Source organism: Nocardia sp. NPDC058176 (assembly GCF_042883805.1).
Lineage (GTDB): Bacteria > Actinomycetota > Actinomycetes > Mycobacteriales > Mycobacteriaceae > Nocardia.
The window spans coordinates 191,299-217,368 of sequence record NZ_JBHVVA010000001.1; the positions used below are offsets into that span (position 1 = coordinate 191,299).

Annotated in this window: 28 protein-coding genes; 21 read left to right on the plus strand and 7 right to left on the minus strand. The window is 70.4% G+C overall.

Features of this window, described 5'->3' with window-relative positions; all coding sequences use genetic code 11:
* The first annotated feature begins 28 nt into the window (after nt 1–28).
* The 4 genes from dapF to ACFVVM_RS00855 all read left to right on the plus strand — a co-directional run bounded on the left by dapF (nt 29) and on the right by ACFVVM_RS00855 (nt 4,342).
* Nucleotides 29–910, plus strand: coding sequence for a diaminopimelate epimerase (dapF, locus tag ACFVVM_RS00840; protein ID WP_387616683.1), 882 nt, complete (start codon nt 29–31; stop codon nt 908–910).
* A gap of 171 nt (nt 911–1,081) precedes the next feature.
* Nucleotides 1,082–2,512 (plus strand): GTPase HflX, encoded by a 1,431-nt coding sequence (gene hflX / locus ACFVVM_RS00845; protein ID WP_387616685.1) that lies wholly within the window; start codon nt 1,082–1,084, stop codon nt 2,510–2,512.
* Nucleotides 2,513–2,660: 148 nt separating this feature from the next.
* The gene (locus ACFVVM_RS00850; protein WP_387611536.1) at nt 2,661–3,512 is read left to right on the plus strand and encodes a lysophospholipid acyltransferase family protein; all 852 of its coding nucleotides are present in this window, start codon (nt 2,661–2,663) and stop codon (nt 3,510–3,512) included.
* A 95-nt stretch (nt 3,513–3,607) separates the two neighbouring features.
* Entirely contained in the window at nt 3,608–4,342 is a 735-nt protein-coding gene (locus ACFVVM_RS00855) for a pirin family protein (protein ID WP_387611539.1), read from the plus strand.
* Here ACFVVM_RS00855 and lexA read toward each other — a convergent pair.
* Nucleotides 4,339–5,055, minus strand: coding sequence for a transcriptional repressor LexA (lexA, locus tag ACFVVM_RS00860; protein WP_071929150.1), 717 nt, complete (start codon nt 5,053–5,055; stop codon nt 4,339–4,341). The two genes, ACFVVM_RS00855 and lexA, sit on opposite strands and share 4 nt — an antisense overlap.
* A gap of 232 nt (nt 5,056–5,287) precedes the next feature.
* Here lexA and ACFVVM_RS00865 point away from each other — a divergent pair, with 232 nt between their 5' ends.
* The 3 genes from ACFVVM_RS00865 (at nt 5,288) to nrdR (ending at nt 7,880) form a co-directional block, all read left to right on the plus strand.
* The gene (locus ACFVVM_RS00865) at nt 5,288–6,010 is read left to right on the plus strand and encodes a hypothetical protein (protein ID WP_387611541.1); all 723 of its coding nucleotides are present in this window, start codon (nt 5,288–5,290) and stop codon (nt 6,008–6,010) included.
* Nucleotides 6,011–6,155: 145 nt separating this feature from the next.
* Nucleotides 6,156–7,358, plus strand: coding sequence for a hypothetical protein (locus tag ACFVVM_RS00870; protein WP_387611544.1), 1,203 nt, complete (start codon nt 6,156–6,158; stop codon nt 7,356–7,358).
* A 51-nt stretch (nt 7,359–7,409) separates the two neighbouring features.
* On the plus strand, nt 7,410–7,880 hold the full coding sequence (gene nrdR, locus ACFVVM_RS00875) for a transcriptional regulator NrdR (RefSeq protein WP_387611547.1): 471 nt from the start codon (nt 7,410–7,412) through the stop codon (nt 7,878–7,880).
* Between the two features lie 15 nt (nt 7,881–7,895).
* Here nrdR and hrpA read toward each other — a convergent pair whose 3' ends face one another.
* Complete coding sequence (gene hrpA, locus ACFVVM_RS00880; RefSeq protein WP_387611549.1) at nt 7,896–12,164, minus strand: ATP-dependent RNA helicase HrpA; 4,269 nt, start codon at nt 12,162–12,164, stop codon at nt 7,896–7,898.
* Between the two features lie 163 nt (nt 12,165–12,327).
* On the opposite strand from hrpA, the gene ACFVVM_RS00885 reads away from it, so the two are divergent.
* From ACFVVM_RS00885 to ACFVVM_RS00895, 3 genes are all read left to right on the plus strand, one after another.
* Complete coding sequence (locus ACFVVM_RS00885; RefSeq protein WP_387611552.1) at nt 12,328–12,963, plus strand: Pr6Pr family membrane protein; 636 nt, start codon at nt 12,328–12,330, stop codon at nt 12,961–12,963.
* Nucleotides 12,964–13,017: 54 nt separating this feature from the next.
* Nucleotides 13,018–14,241, plus strand: a complete 1,224-nt coding sequence (locus tag ACFVVM_RS00890; protein ID WP_387611555.1) for an aspartate aminotransferase family protein — start codon at nt 13,018–13,020, stop codon at nt 14,239–14,241.
* Between the two features lie 92 nt (nt 14,242–14,333).
* On the plus strand, nt 14,334–14,759 hold the full coding sequence (locus ACFVVM_RS00895; protein ID WP_387611558.1) for a hypothetical protein: 426 nt from the start codon (nt 14,334–14,336) through the stop codon (nt 14,757–14,759).
* Here the strand turns inward: ACFVVM_RS00895 and ACFVVM_RS00900 are convergent.
* Nucleotides 14,734–15,234, minus strand: coding sequence for a GNAT family N-acetyltransferase (locus tag ACFVVM_RS00900; RefSeq protein ID WP_387611560.1), 501 nt, complete (start codon nt 15,232–15,234; stop codon nt 14,734–14,736). The two genes, ACFVVM_RS00895 and ACFVVM_RS00900, sit on opposite strands and share 26 nt — an antisense overlap.
* A 114-nt stretch (nt 15,235–15,348) precedes the next feature.
* Here ACFVVM_RS00900 and ACFVVM_RS00905 point away from each other — a divergent pair, with 114 nt between their 5' ends.
* A complete protein-coding gene (locus tag ACFVVM_RS00905; RefSeq protein WP_387611563.1) occupies nt 15,349–15,957 on the plus strand; it encodes a DUF5134 domain-containing protein in 609 nt (202 codons plus the stop codon).
* A gap of 58 nt (nt 15,958–16,015) precedes the next feature.
* Nucleotides 16,016–17,113, plus strand: a complete 1,098-nt coding sequence (locus ACFVVM_RS00910; protein ID WP_387611566.1) for a hypothetical protein — start codon at nt 16,016–16,018, stop codon at nt 17,111–17,113.
* Here ACFVVM_RS00910 and ACFVVM_RS00915 read toward each other — a convergent pair.
* From ACFVVM_RS00915 to ACFVVM_RS00925, 3 genes are all read right to left on the minus strand, one after another.
* Nucleotides 17,110–17,811: a PhzF family phenazine biosynthesis protein gene (locus ACFVVM_RS00915; RefSeq protein WP_387611568.1), complete on the minus strand. Its 702-nt coding sequence runs from the start codon at nt 17,809–17,811 to the stop codon at nt 17,110–17,112. The genes ACFVVM_RS00910 and ACFVVM_RS00915 overlap by 4 nt on opposite strands.
* A gap of 126 nt (nt 17,812–17,937) precedes the next feature.
* A complete protein-coding gene (locus tag ACFVVM_RS00920) occupies nt 17,938–18,477 on the minus strand; it encodes a carboxymuconolactone decarboxylase family protein (RefSeq protein WP_387611571.1) in 540 nt (179 codons plus the stop codon).
* Between the two features lie 41 nt (nt 18,478–18,518).
* Entirely contained in the window at nt 18,519–19,106 is a 588-nt protein-coding gene (locus tag ACFVVM_RS00925) for a peroxiredoxin (RefSeq protein WP_375929089.1), read from the minus strand.
* 81 nt (nt 19,107–19,187) lie between these two features.
* On the opposite strand from ACFVVM_RS00925, the gene ACFVVM_RS00930 reads away from it, so the two are divergent.
* The 3 genes from ACFVVM_RS00930 to ACFVVM_RS00940 all read left to right on the plus strand — a co-directional run bounded on the left by ACFVVM_RS00930 (nt 19,188) and on the right by ACFVVM_RS00940 (nt 21,140).
* On the plus strand, nt 19,188–20,096 hold the full coding sequence (locus ACFVVM_RS00930) for a hydrogen peroxide-inducible genes activator (RefSeq protein WP_387611574.1): 909 nt from the start codon (nt 19,188–19,190) through the stop codon (nt 20,094–20,096).
* A gap of 94 nt (nt 20,097–20,190) precedes the next feature.
* The gene (locus ACFVVM_RS00935) at nt 20,191–20,418 is read left to right on the plus strand and encodes a hypothetical protein (protein ID WP_071929137.1); all 228 of its coding nucleotides are present in this window, start codon (nt 20,191–20,193) and stop codon (nt 20,416–20,418) included.
* An 8-nt stretch (nt 20,419–20,426) separates the two neighbouring features.
* Nucleotides 20,427–21,140 carry a serine protease gene (locus tag ACFVVM_RS00940; RefSeq protein ID WP_387611577.1) on the plus strand — a complete coding sequence of 238 codons (714 nt, stop codon included), beginning with the start codon at nt 20,427–20,429 and terminating at the stop codon, nt 21,138–21,140.
* A 15-nt stretch (nt 21,141–21,155) separates the two neighbouring features.
* On the opposite strand, the gene ACFVVM_RS00945 is transcribed toward ACFVVM_RS00940, so the two are convergent.
* Nucleotides 21,156–22,244, minus strand: coding sequence for a helix-turn-helix transcriptional regulator (locus ACFVVM_RS00945; RefSeq protein ID WP_387611580.1), 1,089 nt, complete (start codon nt 22,242–22,244; stop codon nt 21,156–21,158).
* Between the two features lie 185 nt (nt 22,245–22,429).
* On the opposite strand from ACFVVM_RS00945, the gene ACFVVM_RS00950 reads away from it, so the two are divergent.
* From ACFVVM_RS00950 to ACFVVM_RS00975, 6 genes are all read left to right on the plus strand, one after another.
* Nucleotides 22,430–23,032 carry a biotin transporter BioY gene (locus tag ACFVVM_RS00950; RefSeq protein ID WP_387611582.1) on the plus strand — a complete coding sequence of 201 codons (603 nt, stop codon included), beginning with the start codon at nt 22,430–22,432 and terminating at the stop codon, nt 23,030–23,032.
* Nucleotides 23,033–23,062: 30 nt separating this feature from the next.
* The gene (locus ACFVVM_RS00955; RefSeq protein WP_387611585.1) at nt 23,063–23,743 is read left to right on the plus strand and encodes an energy-coupling factor ABC transporter ATP-binding protein; all 681 of its coding nucleotides are present in this window, start codon (nt 23,063–23,065) and stop codon (nt 23,741–23,743) included.
* Nucleotides 23,740–24,342 (plus strand): energy-coupling factor transporter transmembrane component T family protein, encoded by a 603-nt coding sequence (locus ACFVVM_RS00960; protein WP_387611587.1) that lies wholly within the window; start codon nt 23,740–23,742, stop codon nt 24,340–24,342. Before ACFVVM_RS00955 ends, ACFVVM_RS00960 begins: the two co-directional genes overlap by 4 nt.
* A 48-nt stretch (nt 24,343–24,390) precedes the next feature.
* A complete protein-coding gene (locus tag ACFVVM_RS00965) occupies nt 24,391–24,981 on the plus strand; it encodes a TetR family transcriptional regulator C-terminal domain-containing protein (RefSeq protein ID WP_387611590.1) in 591 nt (196 codons plus the stop codon).
* A gap of 84 nt (nt 24,982–25,065) precedes the next feature.
* Complete coding sequence (locus ACFVVM_RS00970) at nt 25,066–25,806, plus strand: SDR family NAD(P)-dependent oxidoreductase (protein ID WP_387611592.1); 741 nt, start codon at nt 25,066–25,068, stop codon at nt 25,804–25,806.
* A gap of 12 nt (nt 25,807–25,818) precedes the next feature.
* Nucleotides 25,819–26,031: a 4-oxalocrotonate tautomerase family protein gene (locus tag ACFVVM_RS00975; RefSeq protein ID WP_387611595.1), complete on the plus strand. Its 213-nt coding sequence runs from the start codon at nt 25,819–25,821 to the stop codon at nt 26,029–26,031.
* Nucleotides 26,032–26,070: the final 39 nt, after the last annotated feature.

Genomic DNA, 26,070 nt, shown 5'->3' on the forward strand with positions numbered 1-26,070 from the left:
GCAGAGGAGAATGACGAACGTGTCCGACATCGAATTCAGCAAGGGCCACGGCACCCAGAACGATTTCGTGGTGCTGCCCGACCCGCGGGTGCAGCTCGACCTGACCGTCGACCGGGTCGCCGCGCTGTGCGATCGGCAGCGCGGTCTCGGCGCCGACGGCGTGCTGCGCGTCGCGACGGCGGGTGCGCTGCTCGACGCGGGGGTGCTCGACGCGCTGCCCGACGGGGTCGGCGCGGCGGACTGGTTCATGGACTATCGCAACGCCGACGGCTCGATCGCCGAGATGTGCGGCAACGGGGTGCGGGTGTTCGCGCACTATCTCACCGCGACCGGGCTGGAGGCGCGTACCGAGTACGTCGTCGGCAGTCGCGCGGGCGCGCGTCCGGTGGTCGTGCACGCGGCCGGGGTGACCGAGGGCGAGGTCACCGTCGACATGGGACAGGTCCGCGAGCTGGGCCCCTCCACCGCCACGCTGGCCGGCTGGGCGCTGCCCGGGATCGGCATCGATGTCGGCAATCCGCACCTGGCCTGCGTCGATGCCGGACTCACCGCCGACGCGCTGGCCAAGCTCGATCTCACCGTCTCGCCCGGCTTCGATCCCGACCTGTTCCCGCACGGGGTCAACGTCGAGATCCTCACCGCCCTGGACGCCGAGGGCGCCGTCGACATGCGCGTCTACGAGCGTGGCGTCGGCGAGACCCGGTCCTGCGGAACGGGAACCGTCGCCGCGGCCGCCGCCGCGCTGACCTCGGCGGGTGTGTCGATCGGCACCGGAACCGGCGAGGTGACGGTGCGGGTGCCCGGCGGGCAGGTGCGCGTCGGGATCGCGGACGGGCGCGCCTGGCTGCGCGGCCCCTCGGTCCTGGTGGCCACCGGCACCCTCTCGCGGGACTGGTGGGACGCGCAGTAGGGCGATAACCGGATGCGCTCTGTCACCGTGACGTGGCAGCATGGAGGGCGTATGACGAAACCAGAAGCACCCACAGACCCCACATCGGCCGAGCCGACCACCGCGGCCGATCCCGGCGCAGCCGCCGACCGCGGCGACGTCGACGATGCGCTGGCCCGCCACGCGGCCCGCATGAAGCAGCCCGGCTGGGCCGCCGAGCCCACCGTCGGTGAGATGCAGCTCGACGAGCGCACCTCGATGCGCCGCGTCGCCGGGCTCTCCACCGAACTCACCGACATCACCGAGGTCGAATACCGCCAGCTCCGGCTGGAACGGGTCGTGCTGGTCGGGGTGTGGACCACCGGCAGTTCCGCGCAGGCCGACGCGAGCATGGTCGAGTTGGCCGCGCTCGCCGAGACCGCGGGCTCGGAGGTCCTCGAAGGCCTGATCCAGCGCCGCGACAAGCCCGATCCGGCCACCTACATCGGCTCCGGCAAGGCCGAGGAACTGCGCACCGTGGTCCTCGACACCGGCGCCGACACCGTGATCTGCGATGGTGAACTCACCCCCGCCCAGCTCACCGCGCTGGAGAAGGTCGTGAAGGTGAAGGTCATCGACCGCACCGCGTTGATCCTCGACATCTTCGCCCAGCACGCCACCTCCCGCGAGGGCAAGGCCCAGGTCGCGCTCGCACAGATGGAGTACATGCTGCCGCGCCTGCGCGGCTGGGGTGAGTCGATGTCGCGGCAGGCCGGTGGTCGCGCGGGCAGCAACGGCGGCGTCGGCCTGCGTGGTCCCGGTGAGACCAAGATCGAGACCGACCGTCGGCGCATCCGCGAGCGGATGGCCAAACTGCGCCGCGAGATCCGGGAGATGAAGACCGCCCGCGACACCATGCGCGCGCGCCGCAGCGCCAGCGGCGTGCCCTCGGTGGCCATCGTCGGCTACACCAACGCGGGCAAGTCCAGTCTGATGAACGCGCTGACCGGGGCGGGCCTGCTGGTGCAGGACGCCCTGTTCGCCACCCTCGACCCGACCACCCGCCGCGCCGCGCTCGACGACGGCCGCGAGATGGTCTTCACCGACACCGTCGGCTTCGTCCGCCACCTGCCGACCCAGCTGGTCGAGGCCTTCCGCTCCACGCTGGAGGAGGTGACCGGCGCGGACCTGCTGCTGCACGTCGTCGACGGATCCGATCCGCTGCCGCTCGAGCAGATCAGGGCCGTGCGCGAGGTGATCACCGACGTGATCAAGGAGCAGGGCACCGCCGCACCGCCGGAACTGCTGGTCGTCAACAAGATCGACGCCGCCGATCCCAACGAGCTCACCCGCCTGCGCGGTCTGCTGCCCCAGGCGGCCTTCGTCTCCGCGCAGACCGGTGCCGGTATCGAGGAGTTGCGCGAGCGGCTCTCGGAGGTGCTCGGCGGACTCGATGTCGACATCAGTGTGCTGCTGCCCTACAGTCGCGGCGATCTGCTCGCGCGTATCCACGCCGACGGCCGGATCATCTCCTCCGACCACGAGGAAGGTGGCACGCGCGTGCGCGCCCGGGTGCCGCACGCCCTGGCCGCCGCGCTGTCGGAGTACGCGCATTCCGGTCCGGCCGAGGCCGTGCCGAGCTGATCACGGCGGACGGGTTTGCCGCTCGGTAGCGGTAAACGTCGATGCGACACAGCCTTTTTCGGGAGCTATGGTCGATTGTCGACAGCAGGAGGGTGTTATGTCGAACGACCAGCGGGGTCAAGAAGTTGTGAATGGAAACGGAACCGAGGTGGCCGAGCAGGGCGGTCACACTCTCTCCGACGGCGCGCCGTTGAATCCGACGCCGAGCGAATGGGAGATCCGGGCCTTCGAGGCGTTGTTCGCGCCGGTACGGGCCTGGGCGAGTCCGCGCTTCTTCGGCCTGGACAATATTCCGGCGCAGGGGCCGGTCCTGATCGTGGCCAACCACAATCTGCTCGGCGGGATCGACGCGCCGCTGCTGATGCCCGCGATTCTGCGGGAACGCGGCAGATTGGTGCGCGGACTGGCCGAGCACGTGCTGATGGTGCCGGGGGTGCGCGAGTTCCTGCATCGCTTCGGCGCGGTGCGCGGTACCAGGGCGAACTGCCTGACGCTGCTCGAGCGCGGCGAGGCGGTGGTGGTGTTCCCCGGCGGTGGCCGCGAGGCGATCCGCCGCAAGGGCGAGAAGTACGTGCTCAAGTGGGAGGGCCGGACCGGATTCGCGCGGATGGCGATCCAGGCGGGCGTGCCGATCGTGCCGCTGGCGATGATCGGCATCGACGACGCCTATGACATCGTCTTCGACGGCCAGCATCCGGTGATGCGCCCGCTGCGCTGGACGTGCAGCCTGCTCGGCATCAATCCCGAACTGAATCCGCCGCTGGTCAAGGGGATCGGCCCCACGCCGCTGCCCCGGCCCGAGCGGTTCTATTTCTCCGCGGGCGCGCCCATCGATCCGACGCCGTGGCTCGAGGCCGACGACCTCGACAGCGCCGCCGAGGACCTGCGCGATGTCGTCCGCAAGGGCCTGGAAGAGGAACTGCAGTTCCTGTTCAACGAGCGTGACCGGGATTCCGGCCGCACGCTGGTCGGCCGTCTGCGTGGCGCGCTGCCCTGGTGAGGTGCTGACCCGCGCGGTGGGTGCGGAATGCGCACCGCGCGCACCGCGTTGTCGACTATGCGGACCTTGGTCCGCATAGTCGAGAGGTGGCGGTGATGGCACAGGTCGAGGTGATCGCGAGTGGTCAGCGCAGGCGCTGGTGGAACGAGTGGCTCGACTCGCGCCAGTCGTTCCCGGTCACCGGCAATTTCGTGCTCGAGGACCACGCGCACGGTCTGCTGCTGGTGCACAACGAGGACGTCGTCGGTCCGGGCGAGGGCTTCGACACCCACCAGCATCGCGATACCGAGATCCTGACCTGGGTGCTGGAAGGCTCTGTGGTGCACCAGGATTCGGCCGGGAACTCCGGGGTGATCCATCCCGGCCTCGCGCAGCGGATGAGCGCGGGTTCGGGCATCCTGCATTCCGAACGCAACGGCGCCGGGCTGCGCGAACGCGAGCGCCTACACGTGGTCCAGATGTGGATTCCGCCGGATACGCCGGGCGTCGACCCGAGCTATCAGGAACTCGACATCGCCGAGGAGCTGCGCCGCAACGTCCTGGTCCCGGTCGCGTCCGGAATGCCGCGCTACCGGTCCGAGACCGCGATCGGCATCGGGAACCGGCACGCCACCTTCCATGTGGCCCGGCTCGACCCCGGTCACTCGATCACCGTTCCCGACGCGCCCTACGGGCACGTGTTCATCGCCCGCGGCACCGTCGGCTACGAGGGTCACGGCGTGCTCGACCAGGGTGACGTCGTGCGCCTGACCGCGACGGGCGGCCACCGCGTGACCGCGATGACCGCCGCCGAGGTGCTGATCTGGGAGATGGACGCGAGCGTGCGCTAGACCTTGCGGATGACGGTGACGACCTTGCCCAGGATCTGGGCGTCGTTGCCGGGAATCGGCTCGAAGTGCGGATTGTGCGGCATCAGCCACACGTCCTTGCCGCTGCGCTTGAAGGTCTTCACGGTGGCCTCGCCGTCGATCATGGCGGCCACGATGTCGCCGCCCTCGGCGACGTTCTGCTGGCGCACGACCACCCAGTCGCCGTCGCAGATGGCGGCGTCGACCATCGACTGGCCGACGACCTTGAGCAGGAACAGCGATCCGTCGCCGACGAGTTCGCGGGGGAGCGGGAACACGTCCTCCACGGCCTGCTCGGCCAGGATCGGCCCACCGGCGGCGATCCGGCCGAGGACCGGGACGAAGGTGGGTGTCGGGCGGCTCGCGTCGGCCTCCTCGGCCGGGGCGACCGGCAGGGTGGTCACCGAGCGGACCGCCTCGTCGAGCCCGCGGACGTTCACCGCGCGCGGACGATTCGGGTCGCGGCGCAGGTAGCCCTTGCGTTCGAGCGCGCGCAGCTGGTGGGCCACCGAGGAGGTGGAGGTGAGGCCGACCGCGTCGCCGATCTCGCGGATGCTGGGCGGATAGCCCCGTTCGGTCACCGAGCTGCGGATGACATCGAGGACCGTGCGCTGACGCACGGTGAGATCCTCGCCGGATCCCGATGTGACGGTGCCGGTAGCGCTTTCGTCACCCGTGTCGTCTGTGTGGGTCACCCTGTCCCGCCCTTCCCGTTGTCGAATTCGCCTTTCCGAGGCTAGTCGTGCCACGCCGAACTATCAAACATCTGTTCGAGCATGTCGGGCGTTTCGTGCTGACATCGGCGCCGCCGCGTGGTAGAAATCGAACATCAGTTCGTCGCACACATGTTCGAACACCACGAGGCGCCGACGCCTCACCAGCACTTTTCCTTCAGCAGCGGAGCACACCACCCCGGAGGTTCTTCCGATGAGCACAGCGAGCAGCGCCCTGCGTTCCTTCGATCCCGTCGCCGCCCCGGAGCCCGTGCTCCGCCGTCGCCGGTCCGCGCGTGCCGCACGGAATTTCACGCTGGTTCGCGGCGTGCGGCGTCCCTCGGCGGCGTGGGAGCAAGGACTTCGCACGCCCGCGGAAACCGCTGCCCGCTCGGCCGCGATCACGCAGGCACCGGCGCGCCGCACCACCGCGCGCAGCATCGTCGTCCAGTCCGCCCCGCGTGCCGCCCGTGCCGCCGTGCCCGCCCCTGCCGATATCGTCGGGCGCGCCATCGCCTTCGCCCCCGCGCCCGGCGTGGGTGAACGGCGAACCAGGCCCTTCGATCTCACCGACGCCGAACTCGATCTCGCCTTCGCGACGGTCCCGCGCACCGAGCCGGTGCGTCGCCGTCGCGAGCTCGCCCCGGCCGAGCGTGGCCCGCGGCGTGGTCCGCGCAACGACCTGTCGCTCTACGATCGCGGTCCGGTGCGTGCCGTCGGGACCGCGCGGGGGGTGCACCCGGTGCGCCGGGTCGAGCAGGCCCAGCGCGGCTTCGCGGCACTGGCGGTGACGGCCTTGGCGACCGCGCTGATCGTCGTGGCGTTCCTCGGCTTGGCACACCTGCGCGCGGGCGGCTTCGGTGACCGTGTCGAGGTCCCGGTTCCCGGCATCTCCGAGTCCTTCCCGGCGGGCGGTCTGCCCGAGCCGGTGCGCTAGCGCGAAAACGGCTGTACGGAAGACGTTTTCGAAACGCGCACCAAAACTAGAACACGTTGCTACCGTGACGGCATCCTGAGCCGGGGCGGGCTCGCGCCCCGGTCGAAGCCGGATGCGAGGTCACGTGCGCCGCTGTTCGATCGCTGTGTTGCTCTGTCTGCTCGTGGGCGCCCTGCTCGCGCCCACCGCACGGGCCACGCCCGCCTACGCCGACTACCTGGACCTCCCCGCGGTCAACGCCGAGGGTGAATTCGGCGGCGGCCTGCACCCCGCGCTACCGCTGACCGAACCCGAGCTGCGGGCGGCGCTCGACCAGGCCAGGGCCGACGGCATCGCCCCGGCCCGCTACGCGACGCTGCTGCATCAGTACTGGTTCGTCGTCGCGGCCGGCAACGCGGCCATCGACCTGACCGCGTGGGCACCCGAACGCGGCGTCGCGGCGAACACGGCGATCTTCACCCAGGTCTATGTGAACTACTTCCGCATCGCCGCCGCCCGGCCCGACTTCTACTGGGCGGGTCTGGCCGGGATCGCGGGCGGGTCCTTCGCCTCCGGCTTCTTCGACGTCAGCGACATCGGCGCGGTGCTCTCGGTCGAGGGCATCCACCAGCTCGGTTCGGCCGTTGCCGACCTGTTGCGCGCCACCCCGCCCGAACTCGTCGCCGCGGTCCCCGCCGACATCGCCGGACTCGCCCTGCTCGGGCCGCGGCTCACCCCGGCCGATCTGGCCTGGTACCAGGTCCGGCTGATGATCATGCAGCGGCACATCTTCACCGATCTGGTCCCGATGCACGAGGCCTACCTCGCCCGCGGCCTGGCCGGCATCGACGAGATGTTCGCGGCGGGCCTGCTCGACGACCGGCTGCGCGCCGCCTGGGCGGGCATCGACGGCGGCACCGTGGCCGGTCGCGCGGACGCGCTGGTCGCGATGACCGACCGCGAGCAGAACCACGTCGTCGCCGGCCAGTGGGATGTGACCGCGGCCGGGCGGCACGGCATGGGCCGGGTGCTGACCTACGTCACCACCGTCGCGGGCAAACCCGCCGTCCCCGGCACCCGCGCGCCGGGTGTGTACGCGCCGGCCACCGTCCGCTCGCCGCTGCCGGGCAGCACCCTGGGCCTGCGGATGCCGCTGCCCGCGTTCAACTGGGCCGACCGCGACAGCCGCTGGGCCTACATCACCGCCGACCTGGTGCCCCGCCAGCTCGACCTCACCGCCGACCCGGCGCACGCGGTGACGGTGTACCGCGAGCCGTTCCCGGTCAAGCTCGACCGGGGCAGGCTGATCGCCCGGATGCCGGAAGTGATCGCCGACCTGACCACGCAGTGGCAGGTCGTGGACTCGTGACCGGTATCCTGTCAAGAGCCATGGAGTGCGCCTCGACGAAGGAACCCTCGGATGCATTGCCCGTACTGCCGACACCCCGACTCGCGAGTGGTCGACTCGCGGGAAGTCGAGGAGGGCACGGCGATCCGTCGTCGCCGATCCTGCCCGGCGTGTGGGCGCCGGTTCACCACCGTCGAGACCGCGATCCTGTCGGTGGTCAAGCGCAGCGGCGTCACCGAGCCGTTCAGTCGCGAGAAGGTCATCGTCGGTGTCCGCCGGGCCTGTCAGGGGCGTGAGGTCGACGACGACGCGTTGAACCTGCTGGCCCAGCAGGTCGAGGACGCGGTGCGCGCCAAGGGATCTCCCGAGGTGCCCAGTCACGAGGTCGGGCTGGCCATCCTCGGTCCGCTGCGTGATCTCGACGAGGTGGCCTACCTGCGGTTCGCCTCGGTCTACCGATCCTTCACCAGCGCAGCCGATTTCGAGCGCGAGATCACCGAGATGCGCGAGGCGCGAGCGGCCGCCGCCGTCGCGACCGACTGAGCTCGGCGTCGCCGGTCAGCGCCGGATCGCCGAGATCGCCTTCTCGATCCGCTTGGCCGACACCGGATACGGCGTGCCCAGCTTCTGCGCGAACACGCTGACCCGGAACTCCTCGATCATCCACCAGATCTCGGTGACATCGCGCGCGTTGCGGCGGCCCTCGGGCAGGCTGCGCACGAGCCGGTCGTAGGCCGCCAGCATCCGGTCGACCTCGACCATGCCCTGCCGGTCACGCACCGCCGACCCGGGCAGCGACTCGAGCCGCTGGGCCGCCGCGAGCAGATAGCGGGGGAGTTCGCGCAGCCGGGTCCGACCCCACTCGGCGACGAAGCCGGGGAACAGCAGGTCGTCGAGTTGCTGGCGGACATCGTCGGCGATATCGGCCTCGACGGTGTCGGCCAGGGCCGCGCGGGCCTGGTGGGCGGCGGCCAGGACCGGTGTCACCGAGCGGATGAGTCCCGCGACGGCGCTCGACAGCTGCGGGCGCACGGTCGCCACCAGCTTGTCGAACTCGGCGGGGGTGCGCACGGGTCCACCGGCCGCGGCGATGAGCTCGTCGGCGGCGGCGACCCGGCAGTCCTCGACCAGCTTGTCGAGCGAGCCGTCGGGATTCTGGCTCAAGGCGAGGCGGTCGGCGGCGGGCAGTCCGGCGGTCACCGTCTTGGTGGAGGTCGGGACGGCGGCGAGCAGCAGGGTGCGCACGCCCGCGCGCATGGCGGCGGCCTGCTCGGCGGGGGAACTGAGCACCCGCACGGCCACGCCCTCGCCCTCGGGGACCAGTGCCGGGTAGCCGGTCACCGTCTGCCCGGCGACCTCGCGGCGCACGGTCGGCGCCACCGACCCCAGCGATTCGGAGGTCCACACGGTGGCGGGCGCGCGTTCGGCACCGGCCGTGGCGCGGGCCACCGAGGCCGAGACCTGGTCGGCCAGCTGGGTTTTCAGCTGTGCCAGGCTCTTGTTCTTGGCCAGTACCCGGCCGCCCTGGTCGACCGCGGCGAAGGTCATCCGCAGGTGATCGGGCAGCGCGGTGGGGGAGAGGTCGTCGGCGGTGATCGTCACCGAACCCAGCCGTGAGAGCTCGCGGGACAGGCCGGTGCGCAGTGGTTCGGCGCGCGGGGTCAGCCCGCGCAGCGCGGCGGCGGCGAAGTCGGGTGCGGGAACGACCGCGCGGCGCAAGGTCTTCGGCAGTGTCTTGATGAACGCGGCGGCGAGTTCCTCGCGCATGCCGGGCACCAGCCAGTCGAAGCCGACCGCGCGCACGTGCGCGAGCTGCTCCACCGGGATGCGTACGGTGACGCCGTCGTCGTCCTGGCCCGGTTCGAACTGGTAGGTCAGGGGGAAGCTGAGTTCGCCCTGGCGCCAGGCGTCGGGGAAGTCGGTCGGATCCAGTGCGGCGGCACCGGCGTTGACCACGGTGTCGGTCGAGAAGTCCAGCAGCGCGGGGTCCTGGCGTTCGGTCTTGCGCCACCAGGAGTCGAAGTGACGCACCGAGACGATGTCGGCGGGCACGCGCTGGTCGTAGAACTCGAACAGCACCTCGTCGTCGACGAGTATGTCGCGGCGCCTGGCCCGGTGTTCGAGATCGGCCACGTCATCGATCAGGGCACGATTGCGTGCGAAGAAGCCGTGGCGGGTCTGCCATTCGCCTTGGACAAGTGCGTGGCGGATGAACAGCTCGCGGGAGAGTTCGGGGTCGATGCGCCCGAAGTCGACCGGGCGGCCGGTGACCAGCGGCACTCCGTAGAGCGTGGCCCGCTCGTAGGCGCGCGCCGCACCCCGTTTCGAGGACCAATGCGGTTCGGAGTAGGTGCGTTTCACCAGATCGCCGGCGAGCCGTTCGGCCCACTCGGGCTCGACCTTCGCCGTGATCCGGCCCCACAGTCGCGAGGTCTCCACCAGCTCGGCGGCCATCACCCAGCGCGGTGGTTTCTTGGCCAGCGAGGAGCCGGGGAAGATCATGAACTTGGCATTGCGGGCGCCGAGGAACTCGCGCGATTCCGCTTCGCGCACCCCGATGTGGGAGAGCATGCCCGCCAGCAGCGCCTGATGGATCTGCGCGCTGGGCCACGGCATCGCGTCGTCCTCGGCTCCTACCGACGAATCCGCTTGCCGCTGAGCGTCTTTCCGTCCCGTCGAGCCCTGGCCGGAGCGCCGGTCGTGTTGTCGCGCATCGCCGCGACGAGAACGGCCGTCCGCTGGCCGCGTCGCTGCCCGCCCCTCGCCGCGGGTGGCCGCATCGCTGTCTCCGCCGGCCGATTCCGGCAGCGCGCGTTGGGTATTCGACCGGCCGCGACGACCGCGGCGTGCCCCGGAGCGGTCGTCGGCCCGGTTGTCATCGTCCGTGGACGTCGGGCCTGCTGTCGCGCCGCCACCCGACGACGATGCGCCGCCACCCGTCGCCGCGTTCCAGCCGAGGCCGCGGGTGATGGTGCGCAACTGGCCGTGCAGGTCCTGCCACTCCCTGATCCGCAGGTAGTGCAGGAACTCCTCGCGGCACATCCGGCGGAACTGGTTGGACGACAACGACTTGCGCTGCTCGGTGAGGTAGTCCCACAGCCGCAGATACGCCAGGAAGTCCGACCCCTCGACGGTGAAGCGGGCGTGTTTGGTGTCGGCGGCCTGCTGATGCTCGACCGGGCGCTCGCGCACGTCCTGGATGGACAGCGCGGCCACGATCACCAGCACCTCGTCGAGGCAGCCGTTGCGGTGCGCTTCGACGAGCATGCGCGCCATCCGCGGGTCCACCGGCAGCTGCGCCATCTCGCGCCCGATCGGCGTGAGCGTGAGATGTCCACCCGAACCCGCTTCGCCGTCCACGGATTTCGCGCTGCCGTGGGCCAGTGCGCCGAGTTCTTCCAGCAGCGCGATGCCGTCTCGGATGGCACGGCGATCCGGAGCCTCGACAAACGGGAAGCTCTCGATGTCGCCCAGACCCAGCGCGGTCATCTGCAGGATGACCGCGGCCAGATTGGTACGCAGGATCTCCGGTTCGGTGAACGCGGGCCGGGACTCGAAGTCGTCCTCGGAATACAGCCGGATGCAGATGCCGTCGGCCACGCGGCCGCAGCGACCCGAGCGCTGCCGCGCCGAGGCCTGGGAGACCGGTTCGATCGGCAGCCGCTGCACCTTGGTGCGCATCGAATACCGCGAGATCCGGGCCGTGCCGGGGTCGATCACGTAGCGGATGCCGGGCACCGTCAGCGAGGTCTCGGCGACATTGGTGGCCAGCACCACCCGGCGGCCGGTGTGCGGGGCGAACACCTTGTGCTGCTCGGCCGCCGATAATCGTGCGTACAGCGGGACGATCTCGGTACGCGGCAGGCGCAGATCGCGCAGCGCGTCGGCGGTGTCGCGGATCTCGCGTTCGCCGGACAGGAACACCAGTACATCGCCGTCGCCCTCGGCGAACAGTTCGGTCACCGCGTCGGCGATGGCATCGGTGGGGTCGCGGTCGACGATGCGGGTGTCGTCCTCGTCGTCGGTGGACCCGGGCAGCTCCAGCGACAGCGGGCGATAGCGCAGCTCCACCGGATAGGACCGGCCCGAGACCTCGACGATCGGCGCCGGTGTGCCGTCGGCGGCCGCGAAATGGCGGGCGAACAGCTCGGGGTCGATGGTCGCGGAGGTGATGATCACCTTGAGATCGGGCCGCTGGGGCAGCAGCTGCTTCAGATAGCCGAGCAGGAAGTCGATGTTGAGGCTGCGCTCGTGCGCCTCGTCGATGATGATCGTGTCGTAGCGGCGCAGCATCCGGTCGCGCTGGATCTCGGCCAGCAGGATGCCGTCGGTCATCAGCTTGACCAGCGTGCGATCCGAGGCCTGATCGGTGAACCGGACGGTGTAGCCGATCACGTCACCGAGCTCGGTGCCCAGCTCCTCGGCGATGCGCTCGGCCACGGTGCGCGCGGCCAGCCGGCGCGGCTGGGTGTGCCCGATGGTGCCGCGGATGCCACGGCCCAGCTCCAGACAGATCTTCGGGATCTGGGTGGTCTTGCCGGAACCGGTCTCACCGGCCACGATCACGACCTGATTGGCGGCGATGGCGGCGGCGATGTCGTCGCGGCGCGCCGAGACGGGCAGCTGTTCGGGGTAGGTGATCCGCGGCAGCGCCGCGCGGCGATTGTCCACGCGGGTCGCGGCGGCGGCGATCTCGGCCTCGAGGGCGGGCAGGTCGTCGGGGCGCGCCCGGTCGAGCTTGCGCCGGAGCCGGTGTTCGTCGCGCAGCGAGACCTCCGCCAGGCGGGTGCGCAGCGCGCGGGTTCCGGAGCTAGCTGTCCTGGTCATTGCATCTGCCAGCCTAGCGAAGCCCGCCACCGGTTTTCCCGCCGCGCCGGTGGTGCGCGGTGCGACAGAGACCGACAACACACCGTTGCCCGAGCCGGTCGCGCTCCGCGTGGCGGTCGCGAACGCGGGGTTCGGCGCGGTCGGACGTGCGAAGATCCCGGGCATGAGCGCGTCGACGGCGTGGTGGGTCAGGGCGTACCGGATCGGCTTCGGCGTCCTCGGCGCCGTCGCGCTGCTGTGGATTCCGCTGCGCAACATCGACTCGGCGACGTTCTCGCTCACCAACTACCTGAGCTACTTCACCATCGAGTCCAACATCCTCGCGGTGGGGGTGCTGCTGGTCGGCGGGCTGTTCGCGCCGCAGAGCCGCGGCTGGCAGCTCGTGCGCGGCGCGGTGACGCTGTACATGCTCATCACGATGGTGGTCTACGCCGTCCTGCTGGCCAACATCGACGTGATGCTCAACGACAAGTGGATCAACGACGTCATGCACCGCTACCTGCCGCTGGTCCTGGTACTGGACTGGGCGCTGATCGCCATGCCGCGACGGCTGCGGCCGAGCCCGGCGCTGATCGGCCAGTGGTTGATCTTTCCGCTGCTCTACGGCGTCTACAGCCTGATCCGCGGCCCCCTCGTCGACTGGTACCCGTACCCGTTCATCGATCCGCGCCAGCAGGGCTACCTGTCGATGGGCATCGGCCTGGTCGTGCTCACCCTCGTGTTCGCGGTGCTCGCGGTGGCCATGGCCTCGCTCGGGGATCTGCCCGCGTGGTGGCGCGAACGCCGGACCGTGGACTGAGTCATCGGCGGGTCCGATGAGCACCGACCGCGCGGTTCGGGTAAGTGTGGAGCCATGAATGCGCTCTGGCATGGATTCGCCGATATGGGTGCCGTCGATCGGGACGGCGCGTTCGTCGTCGCCCGCGGTGACGGCGCCTACGTCTACGACACGGCGGGCACGCGATACCTCGACGCCACCGCCGGCCTGTGGTTCGCCAACGTCGGACACGGTCGCGGCGAGATCGCCGACGCGGTCGCCGCGCAGTTGCGCACCATCGCGCACTACTCCAACTTCGGTGACCTGACCGAGCCGCCGACCCAGGAACTCGCCGAGAAGCTCTCGGCCATCGCCCCGGTGCCGGGCAGCAAGATCTTCTTCACCTCCGGCGGCTCGGACTCGGTGGAGACCGCCGCCAAACTCGCCCGCCGGTACTGGCACGAGCTCGGCCGCCCCGACAAGAAGATCCTCGTCGGTCGGCGCCTGGCCTATCACGGCATGCACTACGCGAGCACCTCGCTCGGCGGGCTGACGCCCAACAAGGAGGGTTACGGCGTCCTGGTCGAAGACACCCGCACGGTCGAGTGGGACGACGCGAAATCGCTGCTCGCGCTGATCGAGGAGGTCGGCGCCGAACGGATCGCCGCGTTCTTCTGCGAACCGATCATCGGCGCGGGCGGGGTGTACCTGCCGCCGGAGGGCTACCTGGCCGAGGTGCGCCAGATCTGCCGCGATCACGACATCCTCTTCGTCGCCGACGAGGTCGTCACCGGATTCGGCCGCATCGGCGGGTCCTGGTTCGCCTCCACCCGCTTCGACCTGCGCCCCGACCTGATGACCACCGCCAAGGGCCTCACCTCCGGCTACCTGCCGATGGGCGCGGTCTTCATCGCCCCGCACCTGGCCGAACCGTTCTACGCGGGCGGTGTCTGGTTCCGCCACGGCTACACCTACGGCGGGCACGCGGGCGCGGCCGCCGCGGCACTGGCCAATCTCGCCATCGTCGAACGCGAGGGCCTGCTCGCCGAAGCCGCCCGGCTGGAACAGACCCTGCACACCACCCTGGCGCCGCTGGCCGACCATCCGCGCGTGGCCGAGGTCCGCAGCGGGCTCGGCGCCGTCGCCGCCATCCAGCTGGCCGACCCCTCCGAAGGCCCCGCCCTGGTGAAAGCCCTTCGCCGGCAGGGTGTCTCGGGTCGCGCCGCGGGCGCCGGGGCCATGCAGATCTCCCCGTCCTTCGTCATGACCGACGCCCAGGTCGCCGAACTCGCCGAGGGATTCGCGCGCGCCCTGGGCTGATCTCGGGCGTTCGCGTCGGACTGCGCCGGGTCGTCGGCTGTCCTACAGTGAGGGCGGCCGACAGCGTCGGCGATCCGCTTCGAAGGGCCATCATGAACGACTCTCCGGCACCGACGCCCCCGACCGACCCCACCTCGACCCGGCGGGAGACCGCGGCGAAGGTGCTGCTGTGGCTGGCCGCGGCAGGTGCGGCCGTCGCCGCGCTGAGCTCGATACCCGCCGTGCTCGACGCGGGATCCGCCACCAAGATCGTCGAAACCTGGCGCGGCTACGGCTTCGTCGTCTTCGCCGGGCTGTTCGCGCTGCTCGCCCTGCGGCCGCACGGCTACCGCGGCGTCTGGGAACTGGTGATCTTCCACAAGGTCGCGCTCACCCTGACCGCGGTGGTGTTCGCCGTGCAGGGCGGCGTCGACGACACCGCGACCGTGATCGTCGGCGACGGCATCCTGTCCGTGCTGCTCGTCCTCGCCTACGTGCTGGCCCGCGGGTGGCTCAGTCCTGATCGAGCGCGCGGGTGAAGAACCGGCTGAGCGGGTCGAGGGTGTAGCCGCCGAACGGCGGGCATTCGGTGAAGCCGTGCCGGAGATAGAGGCGCCGCGCCGGGGCGAAGTAGTCCTCCGCGCCGGTCTCGAGGCTCAGCCGCCGGTACCCGCGGTCTCGGGCGGCCGTCACGAGGTGGCCGAGCAGGGTCGCCGCCACGCCGCGACCGGTGAACCCGTCGGCGGTGCGCATGGACTTGATCTCGGCGTGTCCGGCGTCGAGTTCCTTCAGCGCGCCACAGCCCGCCAGCTCGGTACCCAGCCAGGCACTCCACACCGTGACCGCCGGATCGCGCAGGGCGGTGAGGTCGAGGGCGTGCATGCTCTCGGCGGGGGAGGTGGCCGCCATGTCGGCGTGGTGCTGGGTGAGCAGGGCGATGATCTGCGCGCCGGTGAGGTCGTCGACGTCGATGCGCAGCTGCTCGACCGTGGATCCGGGTAGGTAGTCGGTCATTCGTCCATTTTGACGCCCGGCCGGCGATCGCGTCGCCCCGGCCCGATTCTCGACGCCGCTTCGGGCCGGAAAATCGTCCGGGCCGACCCCGCCGGGTGCGAGCATGGTGGGCGGGTGGCGACTCGAAGGCGGTGGGGTGTGGTCGAATTCGTCGAACACTATGCGTTCGTGCGCTGGCCGGTGGTCGCCGCGTTCGTGCTGGCCTCGCTGATCGTGGCGGTCCGGCTGACCCGGCCGGGCCCGCCGCCGCACCGCGCCGACGCCGCGGCCGACAGCGCGCATCTGCTCATGTGCCTGGTGATGCTGGCGATGCTGGTGTTTCCCGCCGCCACCGATCCGCACGCCGCGCGCGGGGTGCTCACCGCCCTCGTCGTCGCCTTCGCGATCCTGCTCGCCGAACGCGCGGCACAGTGGCGTCGCGGCACGGTCGACCCGGGCGCGGTGCTCGCCATCGGCTATCACACCGTGGCCGCGGGCGCGATGCTGTACGCGATGGCCGGACACGGCGCCGAACACGCCGGTCCGGCACCGGTTCTCGCGCTGGTGCTGGCGGTGTTGTTCGGGGCGGACGCGCTGCTCGCGCTCGGTACCGTCGGTCACGGCCGGCGCTGGCACCGGTTCGTGCACCCGGTCGGAGCCCACCCACTGACCTCGGCGCTGGTGCCCCATGTGGTGATGGATATCGGCACGGCGTTCATGCTGATCGCCGCGATCGGCCGGTGAATACCGATCCACAACCGTCCGCGCTGCGAATTGCCCTTGTGCGGACAGGAATTCGACGATGAACGGGCAGCGTGGTCCCGAACCGGTGCCGGGGGTCCGCGGCCTCGGCGCGTCCACCCCCGCGATCTCCGCCGGTACCGACGATCGCGACGCGCTCCGTGCGCTCTACCAGGCCACCGGCGCCGCCGCGTTCGGGCTGGCCCTGCGGGTCCTGCACCGGCGCGGGGCGGCCGAAGACGTTGTCCGCGAGGGATATCGCCGCCTGCGCGCCGTACCGTGGATCGTCGGTGACGACACCGCCGAGGCCGAATCCGATTCCGGCGCCGCCGATTCCCCCGAACCCGAGCCCGAACCCGCCGAGCGCGACCCGGCCCCCGACCTCGGGACACCGTGGGGCCGTTCGGCATACGTCGCCACCGAACCACGGTCGGACACCGACGCCGGGCCCACGACCTCGGAGTCCACGCCTGCCATCGACATCGCCTTCGGCACCGGCGTCACCTACACCGACACGCCACCGCCCGCCGACACCGGCGCGGACGCCCCGTTCGACCCCGAGCAGACCTGGCTGCTCGCCCAGGTCCATCGCCTCGCCGTCCAGCGGCTGCGGCTGGACCGCCACGACGGCGACGACGTACCGTGGCTCGCCGCCTCGGCGCGCCTCGGCTTCGACGACCCGCTCGACAGCCACTGCGAGGTCTTCGTCCTCGCCTACTACGGCGGGCGCACCTACCGGGCGATCGGGCGCGAACTGGGGCTGCGCGTGCCGCTGGTGAACCGGTTGCTCGCCGAAGGCGTCGAACAGCTCGCCGAGCAGCGGACGGACCGCTTCGGCACCCGCGGACCGTGGTGTCCGCCGGGGTCGATCCTCGCGCTGGCCGACGCCTACGCCCTCGACGCGGTCGCCGAGCTCGAGCACCACCACATCGAGAACAAGCTCGCCACGCTCACCCCCGCCGGCCTGGCCCGGTTCGCCGACCGCGTGCACGCGGTCCACGAGGTGCTGGCCCGGCTGGCCGCCGACGACCAGCACACGCCGCCGCGGCAGCTGGAATCACGCATCCTGGCCGACCTCGGCGCGACCGGACCGCCGCCGCGGCGCGGTCACTGGACACCGAGACCGCCCTGGCTGCGCCGCTTCGGCAGCGAACGCTAGAGCACCACCACGTGATCCTCGGCGACCCGCCCGCCGAGGCGCACCCAGCCGTCGGAATCCCATTCGGTGTAGAGCTGCGAGCCGCCACCCTGCGTGATCACCAGGCCGCGGCGCAGTTTCGCGGTGAGCGCGACCGCCGCCGCGCCGGTGGCCTCGTCCTCGGCGATGCCCATGGCGGGGGCGAACATGCGCGAGCGCAGCGCACCGCGCGGTTCATCGCTCCACGCCCAGAAGTAGTGCTGGCCCGCGGTGAAGTCCTCGGGGCGCAGCAGCGCCAGCTCCTCGGGCGAATCCAGTTGCTGGAAGTCGAAATCCGGCGCCCATTCGGCCCTGGCGGTGATCCAGGTGAGGCCGTCGGTCTGGGTGACGGCCACCGGCCCGGCCGTGACCCGCAGGGTGTGTACCGGCTGCTGCTGCACGGCCAGCCACCAGGCCGTGCCGACGGTGGGATGCCCGGCGAAGGGCAGTTCGACGGTGGGGGTGTAGATGCGCACGTCGGCCGTGCCGTCGACGGGGTCGGAGACCACGCTGGTCTCGCTGAAACCCAGCCGCGCGGCCAGCTCCTGCTTGTCCAGGGCGACGACATCGCCCGCTCGCGCTATGCCGAGGGCGTTGCCCTGCCCGCCGGCCGGATCGGTGAACACTCGCACGACCTCGACCTGGATGTCCGGGGCATCGGGCACATCATGTGCGTTCATGAGCGCGAGCCTACCGGCGCGCTCCGACACCCCGGCCGAACCGGCGGCGCTCGCACGTGTCCGCCCCGGCCCACGCGAACGGCCCCGATCCGGGAGCCGGATCGGGGCCGTAGGAGGGTCGGGAAATCAGACGGCGGCCGAGGCCAGCGCCTCGGTCGAGGCCACGGCCTGGCCGACGCCGGCGACGATGGCCGCCGCGCGCAGCGACTCGAAGATCACCTCACGCGAGACACCGGCCTCGCGCAGGGTCTTCTCGTGCGCCTCCAGGCAGTGCGCGCAGCCGTTGATCGAGGACACCGCGAACGACCACAGCTCGAAATCGGCCTTGTCCACGCCCGGGTTGCCGATGATGTTCATCCGCAGGCCCGCGCGCAGATCGTCGTAGCGGCCGTCCAGGAACGCCTTGCCGCGGTAGAACACGTTGTTCATGCCCATGATCGAGGCGGCGCCGAGCGCGGCGTCGTAGGCCTCCGCCGACAGCGTGTCGGCGGCTTCCTCGGCGATCTCGCGCAGCGTGGTGGCCGAACGGGTCGCGGCGGCCGAGGCGAGCAGGGTGCCCCACAGCTGCTGCTCGTTGAGGACCGTGGTGCGCGCGATCGAGGACAGGTTGAGCTTGAGGTCCTTGGCGTACTCGGGGAGGGAGTTCTTCAGGTTCTCGATGCTCATGACAGTGGGGCTCCTCTTGGTGTTTCGGGTGGGAAGGTGGATCAGACGCTGGCCGAGAGCAGCTCGCCCGCGTCGATGGTCGGATCGCCCTTCTTCCAGTTGCAGGCGCACAGCTCGTCGGACTGCAGGGCGTCGAGCACGCGCAGCACCTCGTCGACGTTGCGGCCGACCGAACCGGCGGTCACGGACACGAACTGGACCTCGTTGTTCGGGTCGACGATGAAGGTCGCGCGGTCGGCGACGCCGTCGGCGTTGAGCACACCGGTGGCGGTGGCCAGCTCACGCTTGAGGTCGGACAGGATCGGGAAGGGCAGGGTCTTGAGATCCTCGTGCTGGGCACGCCACTGGAAGTGCACGAACTCGTTGTCGACCGAGGCGCCCAGGACCTGCGCGTCACGGTCGGCGAACTCCTCGTTCAGCTTGCCGAACGCGGCGATCTCGGTGGGGCACACGAAGGTGAAGTCCTTGGGCCAGAAGAACACGATGCGCCACTTGCCCGCGTGGTCGTCGCTGGTGATCTGGGTGAAGTAATCGTCGGGCTGCTGCGCGTCGACCTTCGACAGGTCACCTCCGATGACGGCCTTGAGGTTGTATGCCGGGAACTGGTCGCCGATGGTCAGCAGAGCCATGCTCATCTCCTCATTCAGTGGTGTGGTCGGGGACTAGCCTACTGAAAGGTAAAGCCGATTGCCCGTCGTAGACTGATAGGTGTGAGTGATCAGACTTATCAGCCAACCCTGTCGCAGCTGCGTGCGTTCGTGGCCATTGCCGAATACCGGCATTTCGGCACCGCCGCAGCGCGTTTGACTGTGAGTCAACCCACGCTATCGCAGGCACTGGCATCACTGGAAAACGGACTCGGGATCCAGTTGATCGAGCGCAGCACCCGCCGCGTGCTGGTCACCGCGGCGGGGATGCGGCTGCTGCCCCAGGCGATGGCGACGCTCGAGGCGGCCGACCGTTTCGTGGCCTCGGCCACCGGCGACAGCCTCGGCGGCGTGCTGCGCCTCGGCATCATTCCCACCGTCGCGCCATACGTGCTCCCCGGGCTGCTGCCCGAGTTACGGCGCAAGGTCCCCGGCCTGGTGCCCCAGGTGGTCGAGGACCAGACCGCCCGGCTGCTCGACGGCCTGCGCACCGGCGTCCTCGACGTCGCGCTTCTCGCCCTGCCCACCGAGGCGCCGGGCCTGGTGGAGATCCCCCTCTACAGCGAGGAGTTCGTCCTGGTCACCCCGCGCGGGCACGAGCTGGCCGGTCGCACCGACCTGGCCGCCCCGGTGCTGGCCGATCTGCCGCTGCTGCTGCTCGACGAGGGACACTGCCTGCGCGACCAGACCCTGGATCTGTGCCGGACCGCCGACGTGCACCCCGGCGCGGTCGGTGACACCCGCGCCGCGTCGCTGACGACCGTCGTGCAGTGCGTGGCGGGCGGACTCGGCGTGACGCTCATTCCGGAGATGGCCGTGCCCTCGGAGACCGCCCGCGGCACCCTCGACACCGCGCGCTTCGCCGCCCCCGCGCCGGGGCGCACCATCGGGCTCGCCTACCGCGCGTCCTCGGCCCGCGCCGAGGACTACGAGTACCTCGCCGCGGTGATCCGCTCGAAGCGACCGCACTGATTTCATCTGTTCGAACGACGCCCTGGTCAGCGATCGGTGCTGTTCTGGATGAGGTGCCGATCCCCGGCCCCGACAGTTCAGACAGTTCGAAGGAATGGCCATGATCAACAACAAGATTCGCTCCACCCTCGCGGTGTTCGCTTGTGCGCCGTTGATCGCTCTCGGCGCCGGCGCAGCCGGTGCGGCACCCGTGGCGGACCCCGTCCCGGTGCCTGTGCAGCCAGCGGTACTCTCACCGTTCATCACGATTCCGGGCGCGCTGCTCACCTGCGTTCCGATCCTGGTGACGCTGCCCATCCTGTACCCGGTGTGCGTGGTCTGACCCCGCGCATGTCCGTACACAGGAGTAACCGAGGCACTCCCGCACTCCGGTGCGAGAGTGCCCCGATCGCGCGGGCGCGCCGGTGGTGGATTCTCGCCGCCGCGCTCGTCCTTGCCTGGGCGGGTGTCGGGGTCGCCCAGGCAGCGCCGCCGGTGGCACTCGGCGGCGGATCGGGCATCGTCCTCGGGGACGGCTCGGTGTGCACACTGACCACGATCGGCACCGATGGCGCCGGTCGGACGGTCGGATTCACCGCGGGACACTGTGCGAGTCCTGGCGCGGGAGTGGCCGCCGAGGCCGATCCCGACGCGGGCACGCTCGGCACCGTCGACTTCGTGAGCAACGATCTCGACTACGCGGTCATCGTCTTCGATTCGAGCCTGGTGACTCCGGTCAGCCACGTCGGGTCGACATCCATCTCCGGGATCGGCGTTCCGGCGCAGTTCCCGGTCGTCGCCTGCAAGGAGGGCAGAACCACGGGCCAGACCTGCGGGTTGGTCTATGGCGACGTGTTCGACACCGCGACCTGGACGCTCACTCAGATCTGCGTGATCGTCGGCGATTCCGGCGCACCCGTGGTCGTGGGATCGACCCTGGTGGCCATCGTCAACGGCTATATCGGGGTGCCCTGCCTGGGACCGCAGGTCGGCGCCAACTTCACCACGATCCTCGAGGACGTGGGCGCACGCGGTGGAACAGGAGTGGGCTTCACACCGGTGTGACCGGTGCGTCGGTCTTCACTGCGCGGCGACCGCGCTGGTCAACAGCAGCCGCACCAACTCGGCTTGGCGGTGCGTGTGCGTCTTGGCGAAGATGTGCTGCAGGTGGGTTCGCGCGGTGAAGACCGAGACCGAGAGCTGATCGGCGACGGCCGGTAGTCCGTCGCCGCGCAGGATGCCCATGGCGACCAGCGTTTCGGCCTCGGTCAATCCGTACAACTCGTGCAGCACGGCCGGATCCGGTTCCGGATCGTGCTCGGGATCGATGACCAGCGCCAGCACGGCGCGCTGCCACGGCCCGTCCTCGACGGCGCCGTCGAGCGGGGTGACCCGGACGATCAGCGGCCGTGCGCCGGAGGCGCGCGTCACGGCCACGCTGCCGCCCGCGTACTCGGTGCTCGCCCGGTCGATGGCCCGGCACAGCCGGGTGTGCGTGGCCCGCGATGTGGCGTGCAGGTAGCCGAAGGCGTCGATCACCAGCCCGTCGGCCCGCGCGGCGATGTCGGCGGCCATGGCGTTGGCGAAGACGAGGGCGGCGTCGGCGGTGACGATCATGATGCCGTAGGGCGCCTTCTCCAGGGTCGACAGCGCGAGCGCTCGTTCATGGGACAGTTCGATCAGCTCGGCGCGCGTGCGCAAGGCGCCGTGCAGGTGTGGCACGAGCACCCGCAGCAGCGCCAGCCCGGCCGAATGCCCGGTGATCGCGGCGTGGTCGGCCATGGTCAGGCAGATCCAGGAGGACGGGACGTCGTCGCTGAGGCGGGCCAGGAAACTGTTGGCCAGGCCGTTGGCGCTCGGCCGTTCCGCTACGCCGCCGCAGGTCGACGGGACGAACAGGTCGTCACTGGTGGTGGCCAGCCCGGCGGGCAGCCGGTGCACGAGCTCGGCGACCCGGCTCAGCTGGGTCGGGATCGGTGGCCTCGCGCCGTTACCGGCGGTTTTGACGGCGAGCCGGTCGGTGGCCGGTTCGGCGATGACGAGGATGCCGTGTACCGCACCGAAAGCCTCGGTGATCTCGTGGATCACGCCGTCCCATCGGTCCGCATCGGTGCCCGCGCTGTAGATCGCGGCGATCAAGTTCGAGAAGCGTTGTAGCGCAATCGACATGATGGCCTTTCCTCGGTGACGAAATGCTTACGCGACGTCGTCGTGCGGCAAACGCCACCCGAGTTGCTCCAACCCCCCATTTTAGTTGATCTACACCCTGCTGGAAAAGCTCGGCCGCATTCCTGGCGCGACCGCCGTGGCTGTTCGCCTGCTATTTTGAACGTCGTTCAATTCTGCTGTGAAGGATGTCTGCCGTGCCCGAAGTCGAGAAGTCCCCGAAGGCCAAGTCCCTGGCGGCCGGGTTCGCCGCCAGGGACATGGCCCAGATCGCGGTGTTCGCGGCGTTGATCGCGGCCATGGGGCTGCCGGGGGCGATCACGGTCGGGTTCAGCGGCGTGCCGATCACCCTGCAGACGCTCGGGGTGATCCTCACCGGCGCGGTCCTCGGCGCGCGCAAGGGCACCGCCGCGGTGGCGGTGTTCATCGCGCTGACCCTGATCGGTCTGCCGCTGCTCTCCGGCGGTCGCACCGGCCTGACCGCGCTGGCCTCGCCGACGGCCGGATATCTGATCGGCTGGATTCCCGCGACCCTGCTGATCGGCTGGCTGACCGCCATGATCCTGCCGAAGTACCCGATCGTGCTCGGCCTGCTGATCAACGCCCTCGGCGGCGTGGTGATCATCTACCTGTTCGGCACCGCCGGCCTGCTCGTGCGCACCGATCTGGGCCTGTGGGCGGCGATCTCGACCAACTTCGCGTTCATTCCCGGTGATCTCGCCAAGGTCGTGATCGCCACGGTCGTGGCCAAGGGCGTGCACCGTGCCTATCCCGGGTTGATCCGTGGCTGATCGCGCCGCGTCCCGCCGCGGGTGGGCGGCGTGAGCGAGATCGTCGTCGACGCGGTGGGTCACCACTTCGGCGAGCGGACCGTCCTGCGCGAGATCGACCTGCGGATCACCGAACGCCGGGTCGGGTTCATCGGCGCCAACGGCTCGGGCAAGTCCACCCTGGCGCGGATGCTCAACGGGCTGCTGAAACCCTCGACCGGCACGGTCACCGTCGACGGGATCGACGCCGCCCGCAAGGGCGCGCAGGTGCGGCGCAAGGTCGGCTTCGTGTTCACCGATCCCGATACGCAGATCGTGATGCCGACCGTGGCCGAGGATCTCGCGTTCTCGCTGCGCCGCAGCGGGCTCGGCAAGCCCGAGATCGCCGCCCGGGTACAGCGCATGCTCGACCGCTTCGGCCTCGCCGCGCACGCCGACCACCCCGCGCATCTGCTCTCGGGCGGTCAGAAGCAGCTGCTCGCCATCGGCTCGGCACTGATCCGCGAACCCGAGGTGATCGTCGCCGACGAGCCGACCACCCTGCTGGATCTGCGCAACGCGCGGCTGGTGTCCCAGGCGCTGAACTCCCTCGATCAGCAGGTCGTCGTGGTGACCCATCAGCTCGGCCTGCTCGACGGCTTCGACCGGGTGGTGGTGCTCGACGAGGGGCGCGTGGTGTTCGACGGGGCACCGGCCGACGCGGTCGGCGCCTACCGTCGCCTGATCGAATGATCGGGCTGTACTGCCCCGGCGACTCACTGCTGCACCGGCTGCCCGCGGGTGTGAAACTGGCGCTGCTGCTGACCTCGATCGTCGCGATGACGGTGTTCGTGCGCACTCCGCTCGGCATCGCCGTCGTCGCGGTGGTGGTGGCCGGGCTGTTCGCGCTGGCGCGCATCTCCTGGCGGGTGGCGCTGGCCCAGGTGCGGCCGGTGCTGTGGATGACGGTGATCATCGCGGTGTTCCAGCTGCTCACCACCTCGGTCGAGCGCGCGGTGGTGGTCTGCGGGGTGCTCGTGCTCTCGGTGGTACTGGCGGCGCTGGTGACCGTGACGACGCGGGTCACCGCGATGCTCGACGCGCTCACCCGCGCGCTGGGTCCCCTGCGCCGCGTCGGGGTCGACCCGGACCGGGTGGGTGTCCTGCTCGCGCTGGCCATTCGGTGCGTTCCGCTGCTGGCGGGCATCGTGCACGACGTCGCCCAGGCGCGCCGGGCGCGCGGGGTGTCGTGGTCGGCGACCGCCCTGGTCACGCCGGTGCTGGTGCGCGCGTTGCGGACCGCCGACGCGATGGGGGAGGCGCTGGCCGCGCGCGGTGTGGACGACGACTGAGCGGGCGGCACTTGCCATTAATAGACGACCGGTCGTATAGTTCTGCGCATGGCACGACCCCGGCGTAGCGACGACACGCGAGCACTCCTCATCGAGGAGGGCGCGGTCGGCCTGCTCGCCAACGGCTATCACGGCACCGGCATCAAGCAGGTGCTCGACAAGGTCGGCGTGCCGAAGGGTTCCTTCTACAACTATTTCGACAGCAAGGAGAGCTTCGCGCAGGCGGTGATCGAGCATCACTCGCTGTGTGTGCAGCGGAATCTGGCGGCGGCCTTCGCCTCGACGTCCGATCCGCTCGATGGCGTGCGCGCGTTCTTCGCCGTGCTGACCGAGGATTTCGTCGCCGCCGATTTCACCGGTGGCTGCCTGATCGCCAACCTCGGCGGTGAGCTGGAGGGCAGCGAGATCCTGCGCTCCGCGCTCTCGACGGCGTGGGCGGCCTGGCGCGACGGCGTGGCGGGTGCTTTGCGTGCCGCGCAGGAGCAGGGCGCGGTGCGCGCCGATGTCGACGCTGTCGACCTGGCCGACCTGCTGCTGGAATCGTGGGAGGGCGCGGTGATCCGGATGAAGATCGACCGCACCGTCGAGCCGCTGAACAAGTGCCTGCACCGACTCCTGGACGACTACTTCCGTCCCTGACCATCCCCGTGTTCCGTCCCCGATCGGTTGCGCGTCCCCATTCCAAGACGACCGGTCGTATTCCATCGAGAGGAAGACTCCATCATGTCGACACCGAAGACGGTCATCGTGACCGGCGGCTCCAGCGGCATCGGCCGCGATGTCGCTCGCGCGTTCCTCGACCGCGGCGACCATGTCGTACTCGGCGGGCGCGACGCCGGCAAGCTCGCCGAGGTCGCGACCGAGCTGGACGCACCCGCCCGGCTGGCGACGGTCGTGGGCGACATCGGTTCGCCCGCAACGGGATCGGCGTACGTGCGCACCGCGCTGGAGCGCTTCGGCCGGGTCGACGTGCTGATCAACAGCGCGGGCGTCTTCGGCTCGACCCCGTTCGTCGACGTCACCGAAGCCGAACTCGACCGCTACCTCGGCGGCAACCTCAAGGGCACCTACTTCACCACCCAGGCCGTGGTCCGCCAACTGCTCGCCCAGGGCGAGGGCGGCAGCATCGTCAACATCGGCACCGTCCTGATCGACCACGCCCTGACCGGCCTGCCCGCCTCGGCGGCGCTGATCAGCAAGGGCGGCGTGCACGCGCTCACCGTCAGCCTGGCCGCCGAACTGGCGCCCGCGCGGATCCGGGTCAACGCGGTGGCGCCGGGCGTCATCCGCACCCCGCTGTTCGGCGATGGCGACGTGGGCTCGGCCGCCGACCTGGCCCTGCTGGCGCGCATCGGCGAGGTCGCCGACACCACGGCCGGGGTGCTGTACCTGGCCGGCGCCGAGTTCGTCACCGGCCACATCCTGCCCGTCGACGGCGGGTTCATCGCAGGTAGAGCGGCGTAGAAAGGAATCATCATGCCGTTTGTCAACATCAAGGTCACCGACGAAGGGGTCACCCCGGAGGAGAAGGGACAGCTCATCAAGGGCGTCACGGATCTGCTCTACGACGTCCTCGGCAAGGATCCCGACAGCACTTTCGTCGTGATCGACGAAGTGCCACTGACGGATTGGGGCGTGGGCGGGGTGAACGTCGCCGAGTATCGCGCCCGCCGCGCCGCCCTCGGCTGAGTCCGGCGCCACGAGCCGGGTGTGGGTTTCGCCCGCACC